This window comes from Verrucomicrobiota bacterium, from assembly GCA_027622555.1.
Taxonomy (GTDB): domain Bacteria; phylum Verrucomicrobiota; class Verrucomicrobiia; order Opitutales; family UBA2995; genus UBA2995.
Genome location: JAQBYJ010000097.1, coordinates 1 through 19,948, shown reverse-complemented (window position 1 = coordinate 19,948; position 19,948 = coordinate 1). Strand labels below are relative to the sequence as shown.

At 48.4% G+C, this 19,948-nt stretch carries 19 protein-coding genes; 12 read left to right on the top strand and 7 right to left on the bottom strand.

Going from position 1 to position 19,948, the window contains the following annotated elements:
* Positions 1-126 (top strand): IS630 family transposase (locus O3C43_19660; protein ID MDA1068709.1); only part of this gene is annotated, 126 nt, incomplete at its 5' end.
* Here O3C43_19660 and O3C43_19655 read toward each other — a convergent pair.
* Together O3C43_19655 and O3C43_19650 are read right to left on the bottom strand one after the other, a co-directional pair.
* On the bottom strand, positions 121-630 hold the full coding sequence (locus O3C43_19655) for a hypothetical protein (GenBank protein MDA1068708.1): 510 nt from the start codon (positions 628-630) through the stop codon (positions 121-123). The two genes, O3C43_19660 and O3C43_19655, sit on opposite strands and share 6 nt — an antisense overlap.
* A 158-nt stretch (positions 631-788) precedes the next feature.
* Positions 789-1,712, bottom strand: a complete 924-nt coding sequence (locus tag O3C43_19650) for an amidohydrolase family protein (GenBank protein MDA1068707.1) — start codon at positions 1,710-1,712, stop codon at positions 789-791.
* 316 nt (positions 1,713-2,028) lie between these two features.
* Between O3C43_19650 and O3C43_19645 the strand changes: the two genes are divergently transcribed.
* The 5 genes from O3C43_19645 (at position 2,029) to O3C43_19625 (ending at position 9,791) form a co-directional block, all read left to right on the top strand.
* Positions 2,029-2,538, top strand: a complete 510-nt coding sequence (locus tag O3C43_19645) for a hypothetical protein (protein MDA1068706.1) — start codon at positions 2,029-2,031, stop codon at positions 2,536-2,538.
* A gap of 245 nt (positions 2,539-2,783) precedes the next feature.
* On the top strand, positions 2,784-4,202 hold the full coding sequence (locus O3C43_19640; protein ID MDA1068705.1) for a malonyl-CoA decarboxylase: 1,419 nt from the start codon (positions 2,784-2,786) through the stop codon (positions 4,200-4,202).
* 135 nt (positions 4,203-4,337) lie between these two features.
* Positions 4,338-5,180: a class I SAM-dependent methyltransferase gene (locus O3C43_19635; protein ID MDA1068704.1), complete on the top strand. Its 843-nt coding sequence runs from the start codon at positions 4,338-4,340 to the stop codon at positions 5,178-5,180.
* 199 nt (positions 5,181-5,379) lie between these two features.
* A complete protein-coding gene (locus O3C43_19630) occupies positions 5,380-8,484 on the top strand; it encodes a DUF1553 domain-containing protein (GenBank protein MDA1068703.1) in 3,105 nt (1,034 codons plus the stop codon).
* A 74-nt stretch (positions 8,485-8,558) separates the two neighbouring features.
* Complete coding sequence (locus O3C43_19625; protein ID MDA1068702.1) at positions 8,559-9,791, top strand: DUF1501 domain-containing protein; 1,233 nt, start codon at positions 8,559-8,561, stop codon at positions 9,789-9,791.
* A gap of 112 nt (positions 9,792-9,903) precedes the next feature.
* On the opposite strand, the gene O3C43_19620 is transcribed toward O3C43_19625, so the two are convergent.
* Complete coding sequence (locus O3C43_19620) at positions 9,904-10,749, bottom strand: helix-turn-helix transcriptional regulator (GenBank protein MDA1068701.1); 846 nt, start codon at positions 10,747-10,749, stop codon at positions 9,904-9,906.
* A 193-nt stretch (positions 10,750-10,942) separates the two neighbouring features.
* Here O3C43_19620 and O3C43_19615 point away from each other — a divergent pair, with 193 nt between their 5' ends.
* The 4 genes from O3C43_19615 (at position 10,943) to O3C43_19600 (ending at position 14,762) form a co-directional block, all read left to right on the top strand.
* Complete coding sequence (locus tag O3C43_19615) at positions 10,943-12,064, top strand: DUF455 family protein (GenBank protein MDA1068700.1); 1,122 nt, start codon at positions 10,943-10,945, stop codon at positions 12,062-12,064.
* Positions 12,065-12,272: 208 nt separating this feature from the next.
* Positions 12,273-12,479, top strand: coding sequence for a hypothetical protein (locus O3C43_19610; protein ID MDA1068699.1), 207 nt, complete (start codon positions 12,273-12,275; stop codon positions 12,477-12,479).
* Positions 12,476-13,975, top strand: coding sequence for a sulfatase (locus O3C43_19605; protein MDA1068698.1), 1,500 nt, complete (start codon positions 12,476-12,478; stop codon positions 13,973-13,975). Before O3C43_19610 ends, O3C43_19605 begins: the two co-directional genes overlap by 4 nt.
* A 226-nt stretch (positions 13,976-14,201) precedes the next feature.
* Positions 14,202-14,762 (top strand): peroxiredoxin family protein, encoded by a 561-nt coding sequence (locus O3C43_19600; protein MDA1068697.1) that lies wholly within the window; start codon positions 14,202-14,204, stop codon positions 14,760-14,762.
* Positions 14,763-14,830: 68 nt separating this feature from the next.
* Here O3C43_19600 and O3C43_19595 read toward each other — a convergent pair whose 3' ends face one another.
* Together O3C43_19595 and O3C43_19590 are read right to left on the bottom strand one after the other, a co-directional pair.
* The gene (locus tag O3C43_19595; GenBank protein ID MDA1068696.1) at positions 14,831-15,418 is read right to left on the bottom strand and encodes an SET domain-containing protein; all 588 of its coding nucleotides are present in this window, start codon (positions 15,416-15,418) and stop codon (positions 14,831-14,833) included.
* A 60-nt stretch (positions 15,419-15,478) separates the two neighbouring features.
* Positions 15,479-15,961, bottom strand: coding sequence for an N-acetyltransferase (locus O3C43_19590; protein ID MDA1068695.1), 483 nt, complete (start codon positions 15,959-15,961; stop codon positions 15,479-15,481).
* Between the two features lie 383 nt (positions 15,962-16,344).
* On the opposite strand from O3C43_19590, the gene O3C43_19585 reads away from it, so the two are divergent.
* Complete coding sequence (locus tag O3C43_19585) at positions 16,345-17,709, top strand: hypothetical protein (protein ID MDA1068694.1); 1,365 nt, start codon at positions 16,345-16,347, stop codon at positions 17,707-17,709.
* Positions 17,694-17,969 carry a hypothetical protein gene (locus O3C43_19580; GenBank protein ID MDA1068693.1) on the top strand — a complete coding sequence of 92 codons (276 nt, stop codon included), beginning with the start codon at positions 17,694-17,696 and terminating at the stop codon, positions 17,967-17,969. Before O3C43_19585 ends, O3C43_19580 begins: the two co-directional genes overlap by 16 nt.
* Before the next feature lie 263 nt (positions 17,970-18,232).
* Here O3C43_19580 and O3C43_19575 read toward each other — a convergent pair whose 3' ends face one another.
* Entirely contained in the window at positions 18,233-19,591 is a 1,359-nt protein-coding gene (locus O3C43_19575; GenBank protein MDA1068692.1) for a hypothetical protein, read from the bottom strand.
* A 10-nt stretch (positions 19,592-19,601) separates the two neighbouring features.
* Positions 19,602-19,948 (bottom strand): hypothetical protein (locus O3C43_19570; protein ID MDA1068691.1); only part of this gene is annotated, 347 nt, incomplete at its 5' end.

Below are 19,948 nucleotides of genomic sequence, written 5' to 3'. Positions count from 1 at the left end.
ACCCATATGCGCGACGAGATCGATGCTTGGGAAAAAGATCGCAATAACCGCGCCGCGCCGATCAATTGGCAGTTCACCAACGAAAAAGCCCGAATCAAACTGACTCGCCTTTATCCGAATTTATAGATGGTACAGGGTACTAGTGGCATTGCCCGTACTATTTTCGTCCCCATTGACAGTAAGGTCGCCGGTGATAGTTTCGTTTCCAGTGCGAGTGCTTCCACGTCGCGGAGTCCCCTTCAGCGTTCCTGGTTCGTTTCCAGCGCGAGTGCTTCCACGTAGAGGATTCCCCTTGCCTGTACGTTCGTTAGAAATGTATCGCGCAAGCTCCATTCGGATCGGCTTCACTGTAAGTTCGTATTTCTCCTGAAGCAGGATCGCATCGTTAGGACGGTTACCAAGCACAGAGATTTTCCCTTTATGATTCACCGTTAAGGCAATTTTACCTTCCTGAAAACCTGAAAGTATCAATTCGCCCTGCGCGTTTGTTTTACCCTGCTTGGTTATTCCCGACGAAGATTGTTCTACGGTTATATCAATCCCGGGAATCGGATCACCACCATAGAGCGCCGTACTCGATAAGAGGGTCAAAAAAACAAACCATTTGTGTGCAGATTTTAAAGAATACATAGGATGAGTTGGTTAAAGGATTTAAGAAACTTAACCAAAATAATCAGAATAAGGGGTGTAAGACAACTTCAACCTTTATGGTTCAAATCATGGATGGGATCCCTAAAACCTTCTGGTCTTCAAGAAAATCGGCACAAAGTCCTATGAAAAGGCAGAGTCTACTCGAGCCCGTAAAAGCTGTAAGCGTTCCCTGCGAGAACCTTCCTCATGGCCTGGTTTCCTTTTGGCTCAAGAAACTCCATTACCACTGCTTTATACGATGCATAGCTGCCTCCGCGCATGGTCACCGGCCAGTTACTGCCGTAGATTAACCGGTCCTCTCCAAATCTTTCCCAGAGTTCATCGAGAACCGGTTTGTAAAATGCAAGGTCCGTGGGAGAAGGCTGCTGACGCGATTGCTGAAAGAGTCCCGAAACTTTGCAGAACACATTCGGATTGCGAGCTACTTGTTCCAGGTCTTTTGCCCACACCGGATCCACCGGCTTTCCATCAATAGTTGTACCCGCTACATGGTTCATCAGGATTTTGAGATTCGGAATCCTCTGGGCAATCTGATCCACATCTTTAACAGTGAAATTAGCCATCAGCACGTCCAGGGTTTGATCCATATCAGATATTAATTTCAAGTCTCTCCAGACAGCGTCATTGAAATAGTCGCTTCCTCGAGGCCTATCTCGCATCCGTATGCCAACGAATCGCGGATCCTCAGAAAGCTGTTTCAGATTCGAGGCAAAATCGGGAGTACCAATTTCCAGGCTGCCGACCAAACCTATGTAGCGGTCAGGTTCGTGCTTAACCAAATCCAGGATCCATTGATTATCGGCCAACAGACCACTGGCCTCCACAATGACCGTCGCCGTAATGTCATTCTCTTCGCATTCTTTGGCGAAGTCTGGTGGAAGAACGGGCCGATAAAGAACCGTATCCGACTCAGGCGGCCAGGGCACTCCTTCGGGGCGAGAGGTGTCATAAAGATGAATATGCGTGTCAACTATAGGAATGCTCGAACGAGAGCCACAACCTGAACTGAACAAAGCCACAATAATAAAAGTCAAAAGGATTTTAAGCCATGGTATGATCATGACAAAATCGTAGGTATGTCCAACTTGAGTTCAACAACAGATTCAGATCCGATGAAATGAATGATAAGTTGCGGTCCATCAAGATACGAATAGGATCGGATCCAAGACTGGTAGATTAACCGCGACTGAATAGCTCAAATTAATAAGGTCGAAGCTTTGAGCACAGAAAACGAGAGTTTTTGTCCACACTCTTAAAGGTTTAAGCCCCTTGGACAATCCCTCTCATTTGAATAAAGGATAGACTCCATCGAACTCAAAACTAGTGTCGATTTCCCGATCCTTGGGAAAATAATCATTCCGCAACTGTCCATACCCTATGCAAAGACGTTTCTACATTCATTTCGGCTTAAGCCTTCTCTTAGTATTATCACTCTGCCTACTGATTCCAACCAGCTTCCTATCCGCAACAGCCGATGACTCGGGCTATCTCTTCCTTGGGGCAAAGGAAGAGCGACGGGTTAAAAAATTCAAGGACGGCAATACACTCACTGCCTATCATCAGTTCGGAACCGTTGCTAGCAATGAGGCAAACAGCCCATGGAATAGAGCCAGTTTCTTCGCGCAGGGCTCCGTTCTAACAAATAGCGACAACGTTCTCATAGCGGAAGTTGCCCTCTGCGAAACTATCGACAACGACGGAGACATTACCTGGATGTACCATGAATGGTGGTACAGCAACCCTCCTGGATCTTATGAATTCATAGGCGGCACCGGGAAATGGAAGGGCATTACCGGATACGGTGCAACCCGCGGGATGCTTCGCGGCAGGACTGACGACCACTACATGCTCAAATCCGAAATGCACTGGAACATCAAAAAAGATTAAGCCATACAGTAACTTTATTGCTTTCGAATTCCCGGAACTGCGAGGCGCTCAAAAAGGCCCGTAGTTTTAATCTTTGGAAAGGGCTATTCGAAAGAGGAGAAAGTCTATTTACTCACTGTGAATTTGCTAATTCTTATATCTCTTCTATTTATCTATGGAACCAAGTCGACGACACGCGGTTCTTCGGAGTTTGAATATTCTACTGGATTCACCAATAAGACAGATTAGCACCTAGGAGCTAAAATATGATTAAACCCAAAAAAGATAGTCGTCCCAATCAAACGGGGACGATCAACAGCGCACTCCACAATCTGAGTCTCGTTTGGCATGAAATTACCCGCTTATCTGGACGAAACATGACTCCTAAAGACGCACGACCCGATGTCCTCCGCAGACAAATGGAGGCCTGCCTGGTCGGTCAAGGTGGTGAGGTATCGGCCAGAGGACGTGCCGTCGACTTAGCTCAATCGTTTTTAAATTTCTCTGACGATGAGCGCTTGGTCTTTTTCAAGATCCTGGCCAGGGACTTTGGGGTTGATCAAGTGAAGGTGAATCAAGCGACTGAGGCGTTGAAACAGGCCGTCGACAAGGACGCATTGGAGAACTGTCAAATGGCCTTGCGGCAAGCGCTTCAACCAGCCCGTGTCGCTTTGTTACGCAAGTTCAACGCCCTACCTTCAGGTCCACGGTTTCTGGTGGAGTTGCGGAGTGAATTGCTCAAGCTCACAGTGAAGCATCCCGAATTGCGTTTCCTCGAACGTGATTTAAAGGATATACTCAACAGCTGGTTCGACGTGGGTTTTCTTGAACTTCGAAGAATTAACTGGGATGCGTCCGCCTCTCTGCTTGAAAAGCTTGGACGGTATGAGGCAGTTCACCGGGTTCGCGGCTGGCACGACTTGAAGAACAGACTGGATACGGATCGTCGTTGCTTCGCATTTTTTCACCCATCCATGCCGGACGAGCCACTGATCTTCATTGAGGTTGCCCTCGTCAACGGTTTGGCCGATCAGATTCAAGGCTTACTGGATGAAAAGGCTCCCGTCCTCGATCCTGGCAAAGCCAATACGGCGATCTTTTATTCTATTTCGAATACCCAACAAGGGCTCGCTGGAATCAGCTTCGGCAATTTTCTTATAAAACAAGTGGTCGATCAGTTGCGTCAGGAACTGCCAAAGCTAAAGCAGTTTGCCACACTGTCCCCTATTCCCGGATTCAAGCGTTGGTTGGACCAATCTATTCAGGAAGGGAACCTGGACCTGACTTCTTCAGAAAAGAAAAAACTTGAAGCTGTTACCCGGCAGAAGGTATCCGCCAAAGAGCTCCGCGAACTGCTTGGATCAGTCAAATGGGCCAAGAACGAAAAATTGGCCGAGGCACTAAAACCCATACTCCTGCGTTTTGTCGCCTTTTATTTGCTCAAGGCCAAAGGCCGAAACCAACAACGCGCCCTCGATCCTGTGGCCCATTTTCACCTGACCAACGGGGCACGCATGAAACAGTTGAATTGGATGGCCGACACTTCAGGCAAAGGTCTGCGTGAATCAGCCGGATTGATGATCAATTACCTATACAGCTTCGACAGAATCGAGCGCCGCCATGAAGCTTATTCCGGTCAAGGTAAGATCGCCGTATCGTCTACAATCTCCGGTTTAATCAAGTAAGGATTTGGTTCTTAGCTTTGAAGTGGGCGGCTGGGATGATGACGTCACAAGCTTCCTCGCTAAGGTGAAAAGTACTTCCACTGTTGCACCATAAGGTTTGAACTCTAGAAATCCTACTTTTTCTTCCTTTTCAAAATGAACGATTACGCTCTTCTCGACAGCGGCCATGGCCGGAAACTTGAACAATTTGGAACTATTGTTCTCGACCGTCCCTGTGCACAAGCTGTCTGGTCACCGAGCCAACCGAAACTCTGGAAAACTGCGGATGCCTTCTTCACTCGTAAAGCGGGTCTCGAGTGGCGGGGTCGTGATCGACTACCGGAATCCTGGCAGGTGAAAATCAACAATCTCAGTTTGAAACTCTCAACAACGGATTTCGGTCACCTGGGTGTCTTTCCTGAAACCCGCGACATGTGGTCGTGGATCACAAACACATTTAGTCGGGAAGTGCCGAAACGGAAAGAACCTCTCAATTTCCTCAATTTGTTTGCCTACTCGGGTGGCGCCACCCTGGCCGGAGCAAAAGGCGGTGCACACTGCTGCCACGTCGACGCCTCGAAGGGCATGGTTCAATGGGCTCGCCAGAACGCACAACTCAATTCCCTGGAATCGCATCCCATTCGCTGGATCGTGGACGACGTCAACAAGTTCCTCCAACGCGAAATTCGTCGCGGCACGCGTTACGATGCCATCCTGCTCGACCCACCCTCCTTCGGTCGCGGAAAAGCTGGCGAGCTCTACAAAATTGAAGACGCTCTTTTAGTAACGCTGGATTTGGTTAAAGCGGTGCTGAGCGACAAACCCTGTTTTGTCTACCTGACCAGCCACACCCCTGGATTTACGCCTATTGTTTTAAACAATCTGCTTTTTCAGCTCCTACCCAAAGGGAAACTCGATAACGGCGAAATGCTCTTAACCGGTGAAAACGGCGTGCTACCTGTCCCCAGCGGGACCTGGTCCCGTTGGCTGGCGGAATAAGCTCAGCCAGCTATTCCCTATTTGCTTTAACACATGGTAGCCCAAAGCGCTCCTTGCACCTTCGTCCGTCACCACACTATTAAGGCATTAAAATAGGTTTGACTTAATCACAACTCCTACTATTACTTTTCTCCTTATGGCCGCTATGAATTTGATTTGGCAAAATCCAAAATGCGTTCGATATCGAGTGCTACCCCTTATGTTGCCTCAACTCTTAGTTGCCAGGTTTCTAGGACTACTTCTGGTGTGCGTTGGAACTGACCTTACAGCTAATACAGGGGAGAAAGATCCGTTGTCCGTACAAGTCGAGATTTTCGAGGACAGGGGCGTTCCTAAATCGGCAAACCAAAAGGTAGTGGTTGTCGCGAATGCGAGTGATGCGGTGGGAGCAGTTAATCAACTGTTTAATGATGATCCCGGTGAGATAAACAACAACGATACAGCGGTGCCCGTTGAAGAATTGGGGTTCAGACCCGTGGGCAACGATCAGATTCCCGACCACGTCTATTACACCCGTGCTTTTGGATTTCACCGTATTCCTTTTAAGTACGATGAGACAGGTGTTCGCGAACTCCGTAAAGGTCCGATTATTATAAGGGCAACCGCCCGGTTAACTTTGGAGAAGGGAGAGCACCGCATTTTGATTCGGACCCGTGAAGATGTTTTCTTTCGGATGGACGGTGAACTTATCGAGACGGTTAAAGTGGTACAGTTACCTTCAGACGGTCACAACCCGATGCGGGAAATCCCCAAACGTGCCGCACCGACGATTAAAGATTTTGCTCCCGGCAACACCGAACATGTTTTTACTCTGAGAGTGGATGGTCAGCCGCATACTTATTCCTTGGATACCCTGGTAGGTAGGTCAGACCGTCGACCCGATCTGGGTGTGTTGGCTGTAGCCATCGCCGGACCCGGTGAAGACTCGTTTACCTTACTTGGCTCGAACAAAAAAATCGTTTTCAGCAATCAGGGCTGGGAGGATTACGTTCAGGAGGAAAAAGTCTGTTACGCCGCCATGGATGCACAGGAGCGCCAAACGCAATCGACCAAAGAAACCCTTTATTGGCAGGAGCGCCATGAGTTCGCCAGAGTCTGGTTAGGCGACCAGGAGGCAGTAATGGCGCCCGAAGTCAGCAAATGGATACCCGTGCAAAATGCTATCGACCGTTTTACTGGACGTCGCATTGAAGAGGAAGCCCTGAATCAGATTGCGCGAGACAACGCTGAACGTTCAGCACGCGAGAAAGGATTGGTTCTTTTTCAATCGGATATTCAACCGATCCTGCAAAACAACTGCCTGAAATGTCACGGCGATAAGGAGAAAGGAGAGCTGCGTCTTGATTCACTGGCGGGTGCTCTCAAGGGCGGCGAGTCTGAAGAACCGGCTATCGTTCCCGGACACCCGGAAAAAAGTCTGCTGATCGAAATGCTCGCCCTTGAAGACATGCCACCTAAAGGCGACCTGCTGAAAGCGCATGAAATAGATTTGTTCACCCGTTGGATTGAACAAGGGGCACAATGGGATGAATTCGATGCCCAGGAAATCGCCGCCTCTCGCCATCCTTCGAGCCGCGAATTAAAGGTCACCGGACTGTCCCCACTTCCTCTGATTGACGATCTGGCGTTTCTGCGTCGAGTAACTCTGGATACGGTCGGCGTTATCCCAACACTGGAAGAAATCAATGCATTTCAATCGGACCACTCCGCGAATAAGCGAAGTAAGGCGATTGATCGACTTTTGGGTGACCCCCGCTGGGCTGATCACTGGGTGCCCTTCTGGCAGGATCTTCTTGCCGAAAATCCAAACATCGTAAAACCGAATTTAAATAACACCGGCGCGTTTCGCTGGTGGATACATGAATCATTTCTTGATAACAAACCGATGGACCGTTTTGTAAGCGACCTGGTCCTAATGCGCGGGGATAAGTATATTGGACCAGCCGGGTTTGGCATGGCGACGCAGAATGACGTGCCGATGGCCGCTAAGGCACACATCCTCGGCGGTGCCTTTATGGGAGTTCAAATGAAATGCGCGCGCTGCCACGATGCGCCTTTCCAGTCCGTGCAACAGGAAGACCTGTTTAACCTGGCTGCAATGCTTGACCGCAAACCGATCAAAGTGCCTGCAAGTAGTATCGTGCCTGTTGATAAACTGTCTGGTCGCAATTCACTCGTAAAAGTTTCCCTCAAAGCGGACGAGAAAGTGGAACCAGTTTGGCCGTTCGATCATTTCAGCGAATCACCACTTCCGGGAAGGCTCATTCGAAATCCCGACGACCCACGCGAAACGCTGGCTGCGCACATGACCTCACCGGAGAACGAACGGTTTGCCAAAGCCATGGTTAATTGGACCTGGAAACGATACTTCGGCAAAGGACTCATAGAGCCGCCCACCGACTGGGAAAACGCGGACATTTCTCACCCCAACCTCTTGGCATTTCTCGCCCAGGAATTGGTGGGCCACAATTATGATATTAATTACCTATGCCGGCTCATCCTGAATTCGCATACCTACCAACGCGAGGTCTTGGACAAAACGGATCCACAGGCAGCACGCTTGTTTGTCGGTCAAAGTCGAAGACGTATGACCGCCGAACAAATTGTGGATTCACTCCATGTGGCTACCAATAGGCGAATTGATAGTGAGGAGTTGAATATGGATCAGGACGGCAGGCGACCGATCAAACAGTTTATCAATTTGGGGAAACCGAAGAGGGCGTGGGAGTTCACCTCGCTATCCAACGAACGCGATCGCCCGAGCCTGACATTGCCTCACGCTCAGGTCTATGTCGATGTGCTTGAGGCTTACGGATGGAATGGTTCGCGGCAAAACCCGATACATGATCGCGATCATGAAACCAATGTGCTTCAACCCGCTGCCCTGGGGAATGGGATCATGAGCCAACGACTCACACGCTTGTCCGATACCCACCCATTAACCCAATGGGTTATGGAAACAAGCGACCTGGACGAGCTGGTTGATAAGTTATTTTTAAAAACCTTGAGCCGACCTCCGGACGATCAGGAAAAGAAAACCTACACTGCTCTTTTGCGCGATGGTTATACCGATCGGATCATTCCGGAAAGTGAACGCTCGCCCGCGTCCGTGCAAACTCGTTATCCTTATGTTACCTGGTCCAATCATCTGAGGTCCGAAGCCAACGATGTAAAGAATGCCATTGCACGGGATATCGAGGAAGGAGAACGACCGACTCGATTCTTAAAAACAGCCTGGCGGAAAAATCTGGAAGACGGTTTGTGGGCACTCATTAACTCTCCTGAAATGATTTTTATACCGTGAAGAAACCATTGTATTTACCCCACACTTTGGGACGGCGTCAGTTTCTCGGCACCTTGGGTGCCGGCACAGCGGGCATGTTTCTCGGAGGGTCCTCTAGCTTGGCTGCGACTTCTTTTCCGAAAGGCAAAGCAGACCATTGTATCATGCTCTGGCTCGGAGGTGGCTGTGCGCATATCGATACCTGGGATCCGAAACGCAAAGGCAACGCAGTAACCCGCGAGCCTGGTACTTATTACGATGTGATTCCCACCGCCGTCGATGGCATCCAGGTCTGTGAACATCTCCCGCGGTCTGCGCAAATCATGGATCGCATTTCGATCATCAGAACGGTCAATCACAACACCATCGATGAACATGCTGCGGCAGTTAATCGTATGCACACCGGTCGCTCAACCAGTGGAACCGTTATTTATCCATCAATAGGGTCGATCATAGCACACGAACGCGGACCGGGTGATGAAGGAGTGCCTCCTTACGTTCTCATAGGTTATCCCAACTTGACTCGTGGCCCGGGATTTCTGGGCGCTCGAGACAGCTACCTCTATCTGACAGACACGGAAGCTGGACCCGGGGGGCTGATTCCACCTCCTGACGTGGACGCCACCCGTACTCAACAAAGACAGACACTTTTAAATGGTTTGCGAAAAAATTATATCGCACGCGGCAATCAGGATGAGGTCGTTAAGAATTACGACATCGGTGTCGAAACCAGCCTGAAACTTTCAGGGTCCTCCTTCATGGACACCTTTAACCTGAATAGGGAAAAACCAGAGCTGCGTGAATCCTATGGCGGTGAATTCGGTCAGCGCTGTTTGCTGGCAAGGCGTCTTGTTCAATCCGGGGTGAGATTTGTAGAGGTGTCGCACAACTTGAACTTTATTAACGGTACTGGATGGGACACGCACAAGGAAGGTCAACTGCAACAGCATGGACTGATCAGAGAGTTGGATCACGCCTTCGCCTCGCTAACCCTGGATCTCGAAGCTCACAACCTATTGGACCGCACCCTCGTTATCATTGGTACAGAATTCGGGCGGCCACCTGAGTTCGACGCCTGGGGTGGTCGCGGGCACCATTCAAAAGCATTCAGTATTGTGATGGCCGGTGGAGGACTCAACCACGGCAGAGCGGTCGGAGAAACCGATGAACTTGGAAGGGAAATTGTTCATACTCCTGTTTCCGTAGCAGATCTGTTTGCCACGATTTTTTCTACCCTGAAAATCGATCCATCCAAAGAGTTATTCGACGGTGACCGTCCTGTTCCTATTTCCGATGGTGGCGTGCCAGTTGCGCAGTTGTTTGGTTAAATAGTTTTGTCCTCCTGGAGGGCCAACTGATGGATTGCCGACAAACTTCGAGCCACAAAATAGAAACGAAAAAATATTAACACTCCAGGACCGGCATCTTTTAACGGCCCTTCTACTCTTCAGGAGTAATTGGGTTCCCCATTGCGGATCGATAATTCCCGGGACTCATTCCATGAGTCTGTTTAAATACACGATAAAAATGAGTGAGATCTTTGTACCCGCACTCAAATACAATCGATCGAATCGATAAAGTCGGATTGCGTAATAAATCTGCAGCGTAACTCATACGCAACTCGGTCACTCGTTTCTGCCAACTCTCACCCTCAAGCTCTCGAAAAATCTGTGTGAAGCGTCGTCGACTAAGACCAAGAGTGCGAGCAACCGAATCGATATCTTCGTTTCTCCAGAACTCTTGCTCCAAAGTTGATATATAACTTTGAACACGGTGGAGCGAATTGGTTATTTGAATCGAGTCGTTTCTGGGAGCCCTGGCCAGTTCGAGCACAATCCACGCAATTAAACATAACTGGGCATCTTCATAATTCGGCTGGCGCAGACGCTCTTCTGCCAGAAGTTGTCGTAACCATGATTCTATCCGCTGCATACGACGGGGGTTGTTTTCAACCCGTACCTCATCGCATAAAGATTTAACAAGATTCGCACTCGGAAAATGCGGCGACCGAAGACATATCCCGTAAAGAGAGAGAGGACGACGAGGCGTATCCAGGAGCCGATGCTTTAGTCCCTGGGGAATAACATAAACCATAGGTGCCCGAATTGCCAAATCACTTTCCTCTGATTCGAGCACCCCTTCGCCACCCACAAACATGAGAATCTTCGGGAAAGGATCGCTACGCCAGTCCATGAGGAACTCCTCTTCATGATGGCTTTCCAGGAGAGCAAAGCCGTGTTTCTTAAAATTGACTTCGACCGGACTACTCTGACGTTTGATAACCATAGTACAATGAAAGCGTGCATATCGTTGCCTGATTTACAAACGCAAATCACCTATTCCTCAAATAGTATTCCTGAACGATTTAGTGTATTCTATATTCATGGCGATTTCAGGTATTCCAACACTTTCAGAATCTTCCAAGCTATCACTAGGCGGTCTCAGCATCAGCCAATCTTCAAACCATTTACGTAATTATGTGTTTGTAGAAAAAGCCCGGCTTCGAATCCTGGCCGGCTGGTTTCTCCGCATTCGAAACTTTGATCACAAATACAAACTCGCTTACCATTTGTATGACGCGTCGGAACATATAACCTGGCTCCTCACACGACTAAAGGAAATGCGAAGTGGGAATCCCAACGCAAGTATCAGACCCCAGCTCAAACACTTTTTGGAGGAAGCCCTGCATGCTCCCGATGATGAAAGCTTTCTCTGTGGTTTCTATGAGGTTCTGACTCAGACTTTCTTAAATGCGGTCGAAGAAGATATAGCAGAACTGGACCCTTCTGCGAACGCAAATGAAAGCCGACTGTTGCAACGTCTTCAATCGAATCTACGAGAACAAATTGAATGGTTCAGTAGTCTTAACTTGAATTCCGAAAATTCAGATTGGGTAGACTATCAAAAGAAACTCCTCGAATCCATTGGTGGAATTCATGGCGAATTGAATGCATCAAACAGGCCTTCCAATTTCCATGGCCCACGTTTTGAACGCCCAACGACTATATTATTCGATGACTCTATTTCGATAGGTGAATTGGAGACCTATGAAAGCCGTTTAAAAATGGACACAAACGAGGCGACCATTGAGCAGTTTAAAGTTTTCTTTAACGAGTTCTTTGCGGCAGGTTTGCTCGCAAGCATTCTGTTTGATGCATCGGAGAGTGATTACCCTTGGGAATTTTTCGCTGACTTCAGTCGCCATTTCTGGGACGAGGCTCGGCACAGCGAATTTGGCGCCATCCGGTTACGCGAACTGGGAGTGGAACCAGATCGAATGAATCCTGTTCTGTTTGAGGAATCGCATGACCTTCCCATTTTGCACCGCGTTGCCTATTTAACCCGAGGACTGGAGGCATACTTCATGCCGCGTAAACCAAAACGAATGATCGAATATCAAGCGAGCGGAGATATGCGTAGTCAGCTTTTCGCCGATCAGGATTGGTCGGACGAAATCAATCACGTTCGCTATGGTTCAAGATGGACTGACTATTTGCTTGAAGATGACTATCGAGAGATCGGTGACATAATCGAAGAAGTGAAAACGCACCTCAGTAAAATTCGCGGGTACACCGTAACCGATATTAGCGCACCCTTCTAGTTTGATAAAAGAAGACGTTCAGCTTCGAAGATCTCAAAAAAAAAGAAAAGAAGACTTCAGCTAGCCTATCACGCATTTTCTGGAGGTCTTTTGATTTTTCTGATTTGGTTTTCAAACATACCTCAGTCGCCTAGTCTGGGAATGGGTATCCCCCCGGCAAATTATTATAATCAGATAGAGGGTTGAACTTAATCACGAAGAAAAAGACATGAGCTGGGAACAGGAAGTGGAACAAACAAAAATGCCTAAGGAACTCGCGGCCAATATTGATTACAACGAAAAGATTGCACCTGAGTTGCGTCTATCCATGGTTCGCCCAGTAAAGGACACCAGAGGCCTGGGCTTATTAAAAACACTTGAAGATACCCGCAAGATTTTCGCTCCTGTTTGCTCAAAAGAAGGAGGTTCTCGATGAAGGCGATCATGGTTATGTTTGATACGCTCAACCGGCACTTTCTACCCAATTATGGATGCGACTGGACTCATGCCCCAAACTTTAAACGTCTTAGTGAGCGAACGGTAACCTTCGAAAACGCCTGGGTAGGGAGCATGCCATGCATGCCAGCTCGACGTGACATGCATACCGGACGACTTGCTTTTACCCACCGTAGCTGGGGGCCCATCGAACCCTTTGACGACTCGCTGCCGGAGATTCTCAAAAACAACGGTATCCATACACACCTCGTCACCGATCATTATCACTACTTCGAAGAAGGCGGAGGAAATTATCACACACGCTACTCCAGTTGGGAGTTCAACCGGGGGCAGGAATGGGATCCGTGGAAAGGTGAAGTAAAAGATCCCGAGCTGCCTGAGATTCGCCCCGGCCTTGAACGACAAAAAAACCGACAAAACTGGGTGAACCGAAAACACATGGACACGCCCGAAAAGCAATCCATCGCAAAAACTTTCGACCAGGGACTCGAGTTTATTCGAACTAACAGGGAGGAGGACAATTGGTTTCTACAAATTGAAACCTTCGATCCCCACGAGCCCTATTTTACTCACGACAAACACAAATCACTGTACCCACACGATTATGACGGAGCCCATATTGATTGGCCGGAGTATCGTCCGGTTAACGAAACCGACAGAGACGCGATCGAGCATGTTCGTTATCAGTATGCGGCAGACCTGAGTCTCTGCGATGAGCATCTTGGACGCGTATTGGATCAGATGGATGAGTTGGATCTTTGGGATGATACGATGCTCATTGTCTGCACGGACCATGGCTTCCTTCTCAGCGAACACGACTGGTGGGGTAAAAACCGAATGCCCCTTTACAACGAGATCGCCCATATCCCGCTTTTTATTTGGGACCCCCGCTGTGGCAAAAAAGACGAGCGAAGAAAATCAATTGTGCAGTTCATCGATTTCGCCCCTACCCTTTTGGATCTTTTTGGATTGGATCCGACGCCAGACATGATGGGACAATCACTGGCGGGTATCTTGGAAACAGATACACCCAATCGGGATACGGCTCTCTTCGGACTATTCGGAGGGCACGTCAATATAACAGACGGACGCTGGGTCTATATGCGCGGACCCGTCACCACCGACAACACTCCGCTCTACCAGTACACGCTCATGCCCACACACCTTCCACATACGTTCAACGTTGAGGAGCTCCAGGACATCCAACTCCAGGAGCCGTTTCCCTTCACCAAAGGTTGCCGAACAATGAAGATTGCATCAGGACCGGTTCACCAATCGATACAACATGAGTTTGGGACCCTGCTCTTCGATCTCGAAAGTGATTATGGACAATTGACACCTGTTACCGATACCACAGCGGAGGAAAGAATGACAAATTTGCTTATTCGAGAAATGAAGCACCTGGATGCCCCACCCGATCAGTTCGAAAGGCTTGGATTAGACGTGTCTCGCAGTAGCACCACCTCATCTACCTAATCAATTTGGGAGCCTTGCATAAAGGACGCACAGCGAATAGACAGTAAAAAGAGAGTCATACGAACTTCAAAAAAGGAGTAACGAATCGAACAAATTCTGCGTTATTATTCTCACCCATTGAAAACCCTTCGCCTAACTTGACCTCCGCTTCAGGATAAAAGGAATAAGGGGGTTCACCGGGCTTCTTTACTTTGCTACAATCACATTTATCTGAATCAATACCGCTATGAAAAAAATACCTTTCTTCCACGCCGCCATAGTGGCCTTAACTTTTATCTTAAGCTCGAACCTTCAAGCGGATAATATCGGCCTCAATGTGGGCGATAAAGCGCCAGAGTTCAAACTGATCGACCAAAACGGAAAGGAAGTCTCTCTTTCTGAACTAACAGCAAAGCATGACAAAGTGGCTTTGGCATTTTATCGCTCGGCGGATTGGTGCCCACACTGTCAACGTCAACTGATTGGGCTCCAAAATGACCTTGGAACGATGGAAGAGGCTGGAATCAAACTAGTCGGTATCAGCTATGATTCCGTGGAGATCCTCGATCGTTTTTCGAATAAACAATCAATTGGATACACCCTGCTATCGGATCCTGGAAGTAAAACAATTGACGCTTACAAAATCCGAAACATGGACGTCAAACCAGGCCGGACCGAAGGCATTCCCCACCCTACGATTTTTCTCTTGGACAACAAAGGAGTCATCGCCGCAAAACTTCGTGAAGAATCAATCCGCGTCCGCCCTACCCTCGAAGAAATCATGGCTGCTGCGAAGGCGATGGATTGAAAGAGGGTTCAAGCGTAATGAGGGAAACAATGCAGGTCGATGAGACGGCTGCCAATTAATTCTTCACCCTACTCTCCCTTATAAAAAAGTTCAGAAGTCGATCTCAGGTGCTGCTTGCCCAACGCAACTTGGCTAACTTGCTGCCATGCATCCGGCGAAGCGTATTTCAAAAGTGGCTGTTCAACTTGTACAAGAAAAACAAGGCTGGCGGCGATCTCAGCATCCCATTTTGCGCTAAAAAGGGTGAGGTCATCGTGGCAGATCGTCGCGCGCCCTTGGGCTTCGAATTTTGGAGAAAAGGGCTCGATAATATTAAAGCAACCGTAGTCGTTGGTGAGCTCCTCACCTGTAGCGATGTCACGTACAGCAAGCTCCAATCCGTAAGGAGTCAATAGACAGGTTGGCTGTGCGCTGTGGTTCATGAATCGAACATTATCCCACCCAAAGACGTAGTTTCCTTTCGCATTCCGATAACTGTAACGGTCGAGAATTTCCCGGTGCGCCGCATCAAAGGTCTTGAGATCGTTGGGGGTGAATTCACGGTCCAGTTGATCCCTGACCCATGTAACCGTACCGCGAGGAATGAACGCTTTTGCAAATAAACCGTAGCCTACCTCTGCATCTTTAAATCGAACTTCAGTTTCCGGATGGACCATCAGTCCCTAACTTTCCAGGAAAACAAATCTACAAGAAAACTTCCGGTACGGCTATTCACTTTACCCGATAATGTAAACCATCTCCCATGCATGGCAACCATGGTCGTAATAGTCTTCGAGAAATTTCACTCTCTTGAAACCATTGCGCTCGTACCAATCCAATAACATTGAATGTGAGGCGTCCGCCTCCAACCGGATCTGCCTGCATCCCCGCGCTCTGGCACGTTCCTGCGCAACCGAAAGTAAATAGTTTCCCCACCCTTGGCCCCTAATTTCTGGATGAGTTGCCAGGGAGTAGATCCGCAAGGAATTATGAACTTTTCGGAGAGAGAGTGCCACACCAATCCTCTGATCCGAAGGACAGTCCTTTACCCATGTCTCATTCTGGGAATTAACCAAACTTTTCCGAATAGTGGAACGAGTATCCCTACGGATTTCATCAAAACATTCGAGCTCAAGTGCTACGAGGTTTGGCAAGTCTTCCAGCGTAGCAAGGCGAAGAACTCGCAATCGTGAAATCGCGAGCGGTGGATAGATGGGCATTGCTTGAGACATTTAATCGAAGCACGAGCTTCAACATTCTATAATTGATACATTATTGGGAGAATTGCTAGAAATAATAATGGAGAATGCTAAGATTCCAGGCACTTTCCAAAATACATCCGAAACCGGATTTTCATCTTCAGACAGAATGAAACGTTGCTAACGACAATTCGTTAAGGCCTGAGGATGCACCCTATATTCGGCCATATGACTGAACGCTTTCGCACAGGGAATGTAATCGAACAATTGGTTAGCGAGTTGCGAGTTTACACTTCTCAAGGGAATGGAGTTACATCGATTCTACATTAGAATAGAAGCATACCGATCTGAAGATTCCGAAGTTGCGGAAATGGAAGGTTCAATCAAAATGAACCATTGAACTCATGACTTGTGCCAGAAATAGTCCTCCCCTGCCTTCGACCTGGATGCCGATTCTTTCGATTATCTGCCTTATCATGGGAGTATCTGGCCCGCCTATTTTCGCTACCGCGGATTCCGGAATAGCACACTCCCGGAAAATTCTTTTTTTCGATTTATCGAAATTCGATTACTGGGACAACGTTGAACTGCGCCAGGGTGAACCGAAGTGGATTCCTGACGGCACCTATGTTGATCAAACCCATCCGCGGCTCGGCATGCATTTCCCAACCGTTTGGCAGGATGAGGAATCAGGGAAATGGAGGATGGTTCACTCGTTGCAATGGAGTCCATTCAAGCTGATGGCTTGCGAAAGTGATGATGGAATCACCTGGAATCCTCTTCCCATCCAGGATGCGAACCCAGATGGTGGCAAGCTTGCTCCAAACCATGTATTTACCCTTCCCTCTGGATCAGGGAGCCACGCTTATCAGGATCCGAACCGGACAGACGGTTATCGCTTCCGTATATTCGGGCGGCAGGACGGTGAACCCGTTGTCTCACGCGCCCTGGCGGACCCGCAGCATCGCTGGCATGAGGCGGCAAAGGAGGAAGGACGGAAACGCTACATCAGTGAGGCGGTCACTATGGTTTCGGAAGACGGGGTTCACTGGGAATTAAAAACCGGTGGAAAGTGGGATTGGGGTCAGTCGGCCTGGTTCCCCGAACCACCCGTGTTTGCCTTTTGGAATCAGGCGAAAAAGCAACACACCATGCTTGTTCGTCCTGGCTGGGGCGACCGGCGGCAATGCATTCGTTTCAGTGACGATTTAAAAACATGGAGCGACCCCGAATTGCTTTTTCAGTCGGACGCGCTCGATACAAATGGACCCATCGGGCAATACGGGATGCCAGTCATTCCTGTAGGTAACGGGGCAGGTTTCGTGGGGTTACTTTGGATCTTTCACAACAGTAACAGCGAACCAGTCAACAGCTTCAACCAATTCTACGGCACCATGGATGCGGAGCTCGTCTTCAGCTATGATGGTGTTCGTTTTGTTCGGGGAATGCGAGATCCGTTTCTTAAACTGAACCCGATACCCGAGCCTGGCTGTTCCCAAATCCGGGTGTGCAGCATTGTGGAAACAAAAGATGAAATTTACATCTATTCCGAAGGACATCGCTCTGAACATGGACATGAAAGCAGTGATCAAAAAAAACAGATGAATCGCTCGGTACATTACTGCTCCACACGCTCCGAAAAGATGGCTGGATGTATTTACGTTCCCAGGGTGATTGGGCCCGGGTTCAAACCAAACCCTTCACTTTGTTCGAACCCGGAATCACAATCAATACCAACGCTCAATATGGTGAGTTGCGTTTTCAACTGACCGATGAAAAGAGCCAGCCCATCGAAGGATTCACCTTTGACGACTGCCTGCCGATCTCCAGAGACAATGTCCTAAATGCAAACTTGACTTGGAAGCAGGCCAACCTCTCAACTGTCACCAACAAGGTCCTTCGGCTGGAAGTTAAATTCCGCAATGCTAACATCTATTCCCTCGCCATGAATCACCATTTCCTTGACGCCCAGGATCAGTGGCTGATCAAGGACGGGAAACCAATCGACCACAGACTGTTTGATTACTGAACCTGACGGAAAAGACTTTCCAGAAATAAATAGATACCCTGTGCTTTCTCAGACCAGGTGAGCAGGAAGATTCCATTTTAAGCGAATCAAATTCAGAGAAACTACGAGATGTAAATTGCAACATTGGCAACCCTTTTGGCATTACCCACATATCGCCCAACACAGGAAGAAATCGTGGCGGCAGCGAAGGCCATGGGTTGATGGCAGACATGTTCAGATTGAGTTAACGGTGACTGCCTTCATCTAGGTTTTTAACAAACTTCTTAGCCTCCGTCAGAAAGAATGGATCCAAGTGTCGATTCGAATTCCAGTTGACTCTCCACAAGCATCCAACGCATGTCCCATAATTCGGATTCCAAGCCGTAGAGGTCCTTTCGAACCTTCCAGAGAGTAGCTTCATTGGTGGTGGTCGCAGCACTTTCCTCGAGAGTCCTTTTTATTGATTCAAAAGCGGGTTCGAATATCGCGAAAAATTGCTTATAAGCATTAAAATCGGATTGGATATCCATGAATTGGTTTTTAACTTTCTCCTCCAAATTCCGAAGAAGTACTTTGTGATTAAGGTCAGTTTCTCGGCGTATCGAAAGTAGCACTTGCTCCTGATGATCATCAAACAGGTCAATGGTAAATCCAGCTAAAGCTCCCCATTCATTTGCTCGGCGGGAGTCACCACCCTCTTTTCGATCACCCCATCCGATTTGAAAAAATGAAGGAGAAGGCAGCCAGCTTCGTTTAACTTCATTTAAACGAACGGAAAGCATCCCGTCCTCCCGCTCATACTGAAGCGTGTCCTCACTATTGCGAACAGCGGTGCTTAGTAATCCATCCAAAGCAGGAATTGGATCTGCAAGCAGTTGATTCCAGGCACTACTTTGAAAGACTGCTCTTACCTGGGCTGAATCAATGCCAAGACTGGCCAGCTTACTTATGCTGTTATCGAGGATAGAAAATTCGTTTCTCAATGATCGAAATAGCTTGAGCTCCTCGACTACCAACTCTGCTTCTTCAAGCTGGCTCGCTTGTTTAGATTCCTGAAGGATATGTAACTGGCGCTCCTGTTGGAGTAATTCCTCCAAGCGACGAGATCCGGAGATTAATCGTATCCGCGCAAAAAGACCTGTCGCAAAAAGTGATTTTACGTCGAGTGCAATTTCACTTCTCAACAGGTTTATTCGTTTATTGGTCCAATCGATATCCACATGGGAAATCTTTTCCAGGAGTCGTCTATCGACACGATCAGGCAGTCTGAATCTCAAGGCGGCTTGTCTATTTGTCAGGTTCTCCCGGTCGCGTTCTTCAATACCTACACGAATTTCCGGGTCTGGCCAGGAACGTCCGGCGAGTGCACGCGCCTGAATAACTTCGATGTGGGCCTGAAGAACCGTTTGTCGCTCATCGTTTTCTTGAGCAGCGGCGATCAGACCGGCTAGGCCACTTGAAACTGGCGAGGTCGAAGAGTCGGGATCTGTCAGGGCTTCCGCCACCTCCTCCAACCAGCTTTCCATTTCATTTATGGATTCCTCGCTGGCATTGCTTTCAAGACAGGCAATTGCGAGAAAACAAACCGGGACAATATATTTAACCGCCGCACTTAACAAGCCGTTGATATTAAATCCCGCCATTGTCCGATTCCTAATTGTGACGAGTGATGCTTAGCCATGAACTGAGGGAAACCAGCCATTTTTGGATGATTGAATCGGAAGGTTTGTCCAACAGGATAATGACCTGCTCGCTTTCGATCCACCGGGAAGTTGCTGGAGATTCAACTGTAAACATTCGACCTTTGACCGTCCTAGGAACTATGGGAGTGGATGTATCAACAATTCCGATCACTGATGGACTAATGCTAACAATCGTTCCTTCGAATACTTGCCCTTTGTCATTCTTGTCTACCAGGTAAACGGTCTTACCTAGCTGTATGCTGTCATGAACGCTGAGCGGAATGAATCCCTTAACAACAGGTGCATCGGATCCCAGTA

Excerpts from the sequence above, each read along its gene's own strand:
- O3C43_19635 (MDA1068704.1), top strand. The coding sequence starts at position 4,338 with ATGAACGATTACGCTCTTCTCGACAGCGGCCATGGCCGGAAACTTGAA.
- O3C43_19600 (MDA1068697.1), top strand. The coding sequence starts at position 14,202 with ATGAAAAAAATACCTTTCTTCCACGCCGCCATAGTGGCCTTAACTTTT.
- O3C43_19595 (MDA1068696.1), bottom strand. The coding sequence starts at position 15,418 with ATGGTCCATCCGGAAACTGAAGTTCGATTTAAAGATGCAGAGGTAGGC.
- O3C43_19575 (MDA1068692.1), bottom strand. The coding sequence starts at position 19,591 with ATGGCGGGATTTAATATCAACGGCTTGTTAAGTGCGGCGGTTAAATAT.
- O3C43_19645 (MDA1068706.1), top strand. The coding sequence starts at position 2,029 with ATGCAAAGACGTTTCTACATTCATTTCGGCTTAAGCCTTCTCTTAGTA.
- O3C43_19625 (MDA1068702.1), top strand. The coding sequence starts at position 8,559 with ATGTTTCTCGGAGGGTCCTCTAGCTTGGCTGCGACTTCTTTTCCGAAA.
- O3C43_19590 (MDA1068695.1), bottom strand. The coding sequence starts at position 15,961 with ATGCCCATCTATCCACCGCTCGCGATTTCACGATTGCGAGTTCTTCGC.
- O3C43_19650 (MDA1068707.1), bottom strand. The coding sequence starts at position 1,712 with ATGATCATACCATGGCTTAAAATCCTTTTGACTTTTATTATTGTGGCT.
- O3C43_19640 (MDA1068705.1), top strand. The coding sequence starts at position 2,784 with ATGATTAAACCCAAAAAAGATAGTCGTCCCAATCAAACGGGGACGATC.
- O3C43_19585 (MDA1068694.1), top strand. The coding sequence starts at position 16,345 with ATGACTTGTGCCAGAAATAGTCCTCCCCTGCCTTCGACCTGGATGCCG.
- O3C43_19620 (MDA1068701.1), bottom strand. The coding sequence starts at position 10,749 with ATGGTTATCAAACGTCAGAGTAGTCCGGTCGAAGTCAATTTTAAGAAA.
- O3C43_19630 (MDA1068703.1), top strand. The coding sequence starts at position 5,380 with ATGTTGCCTCAACTCTTAGTTGCCAGGTTTCTAGGACTACTTCTGGTG.
- O3C43_19605 (MDA1068698.1), top strand. The coding sequence starts at position 12,476 with ATGAAGGCGATCATGGTTATGTTTGATACGCTCAACCGGCACTTTCTA.
- O3C43_19655 (MDA1068708.1), bottom strand. The coding sequence starts at position 630 with ATGTATTCTTTAAAATCTGCACACAAATGGTTTGTTTTTTTGACCCTC.
- O3C43_19610 (MDA1068699.1), top strand. The coding sequence starts at position 12,273 with ATGAGCTGGGAACAGGAAGTGGAACAAACAAAAATGCCTAAGGAACTC.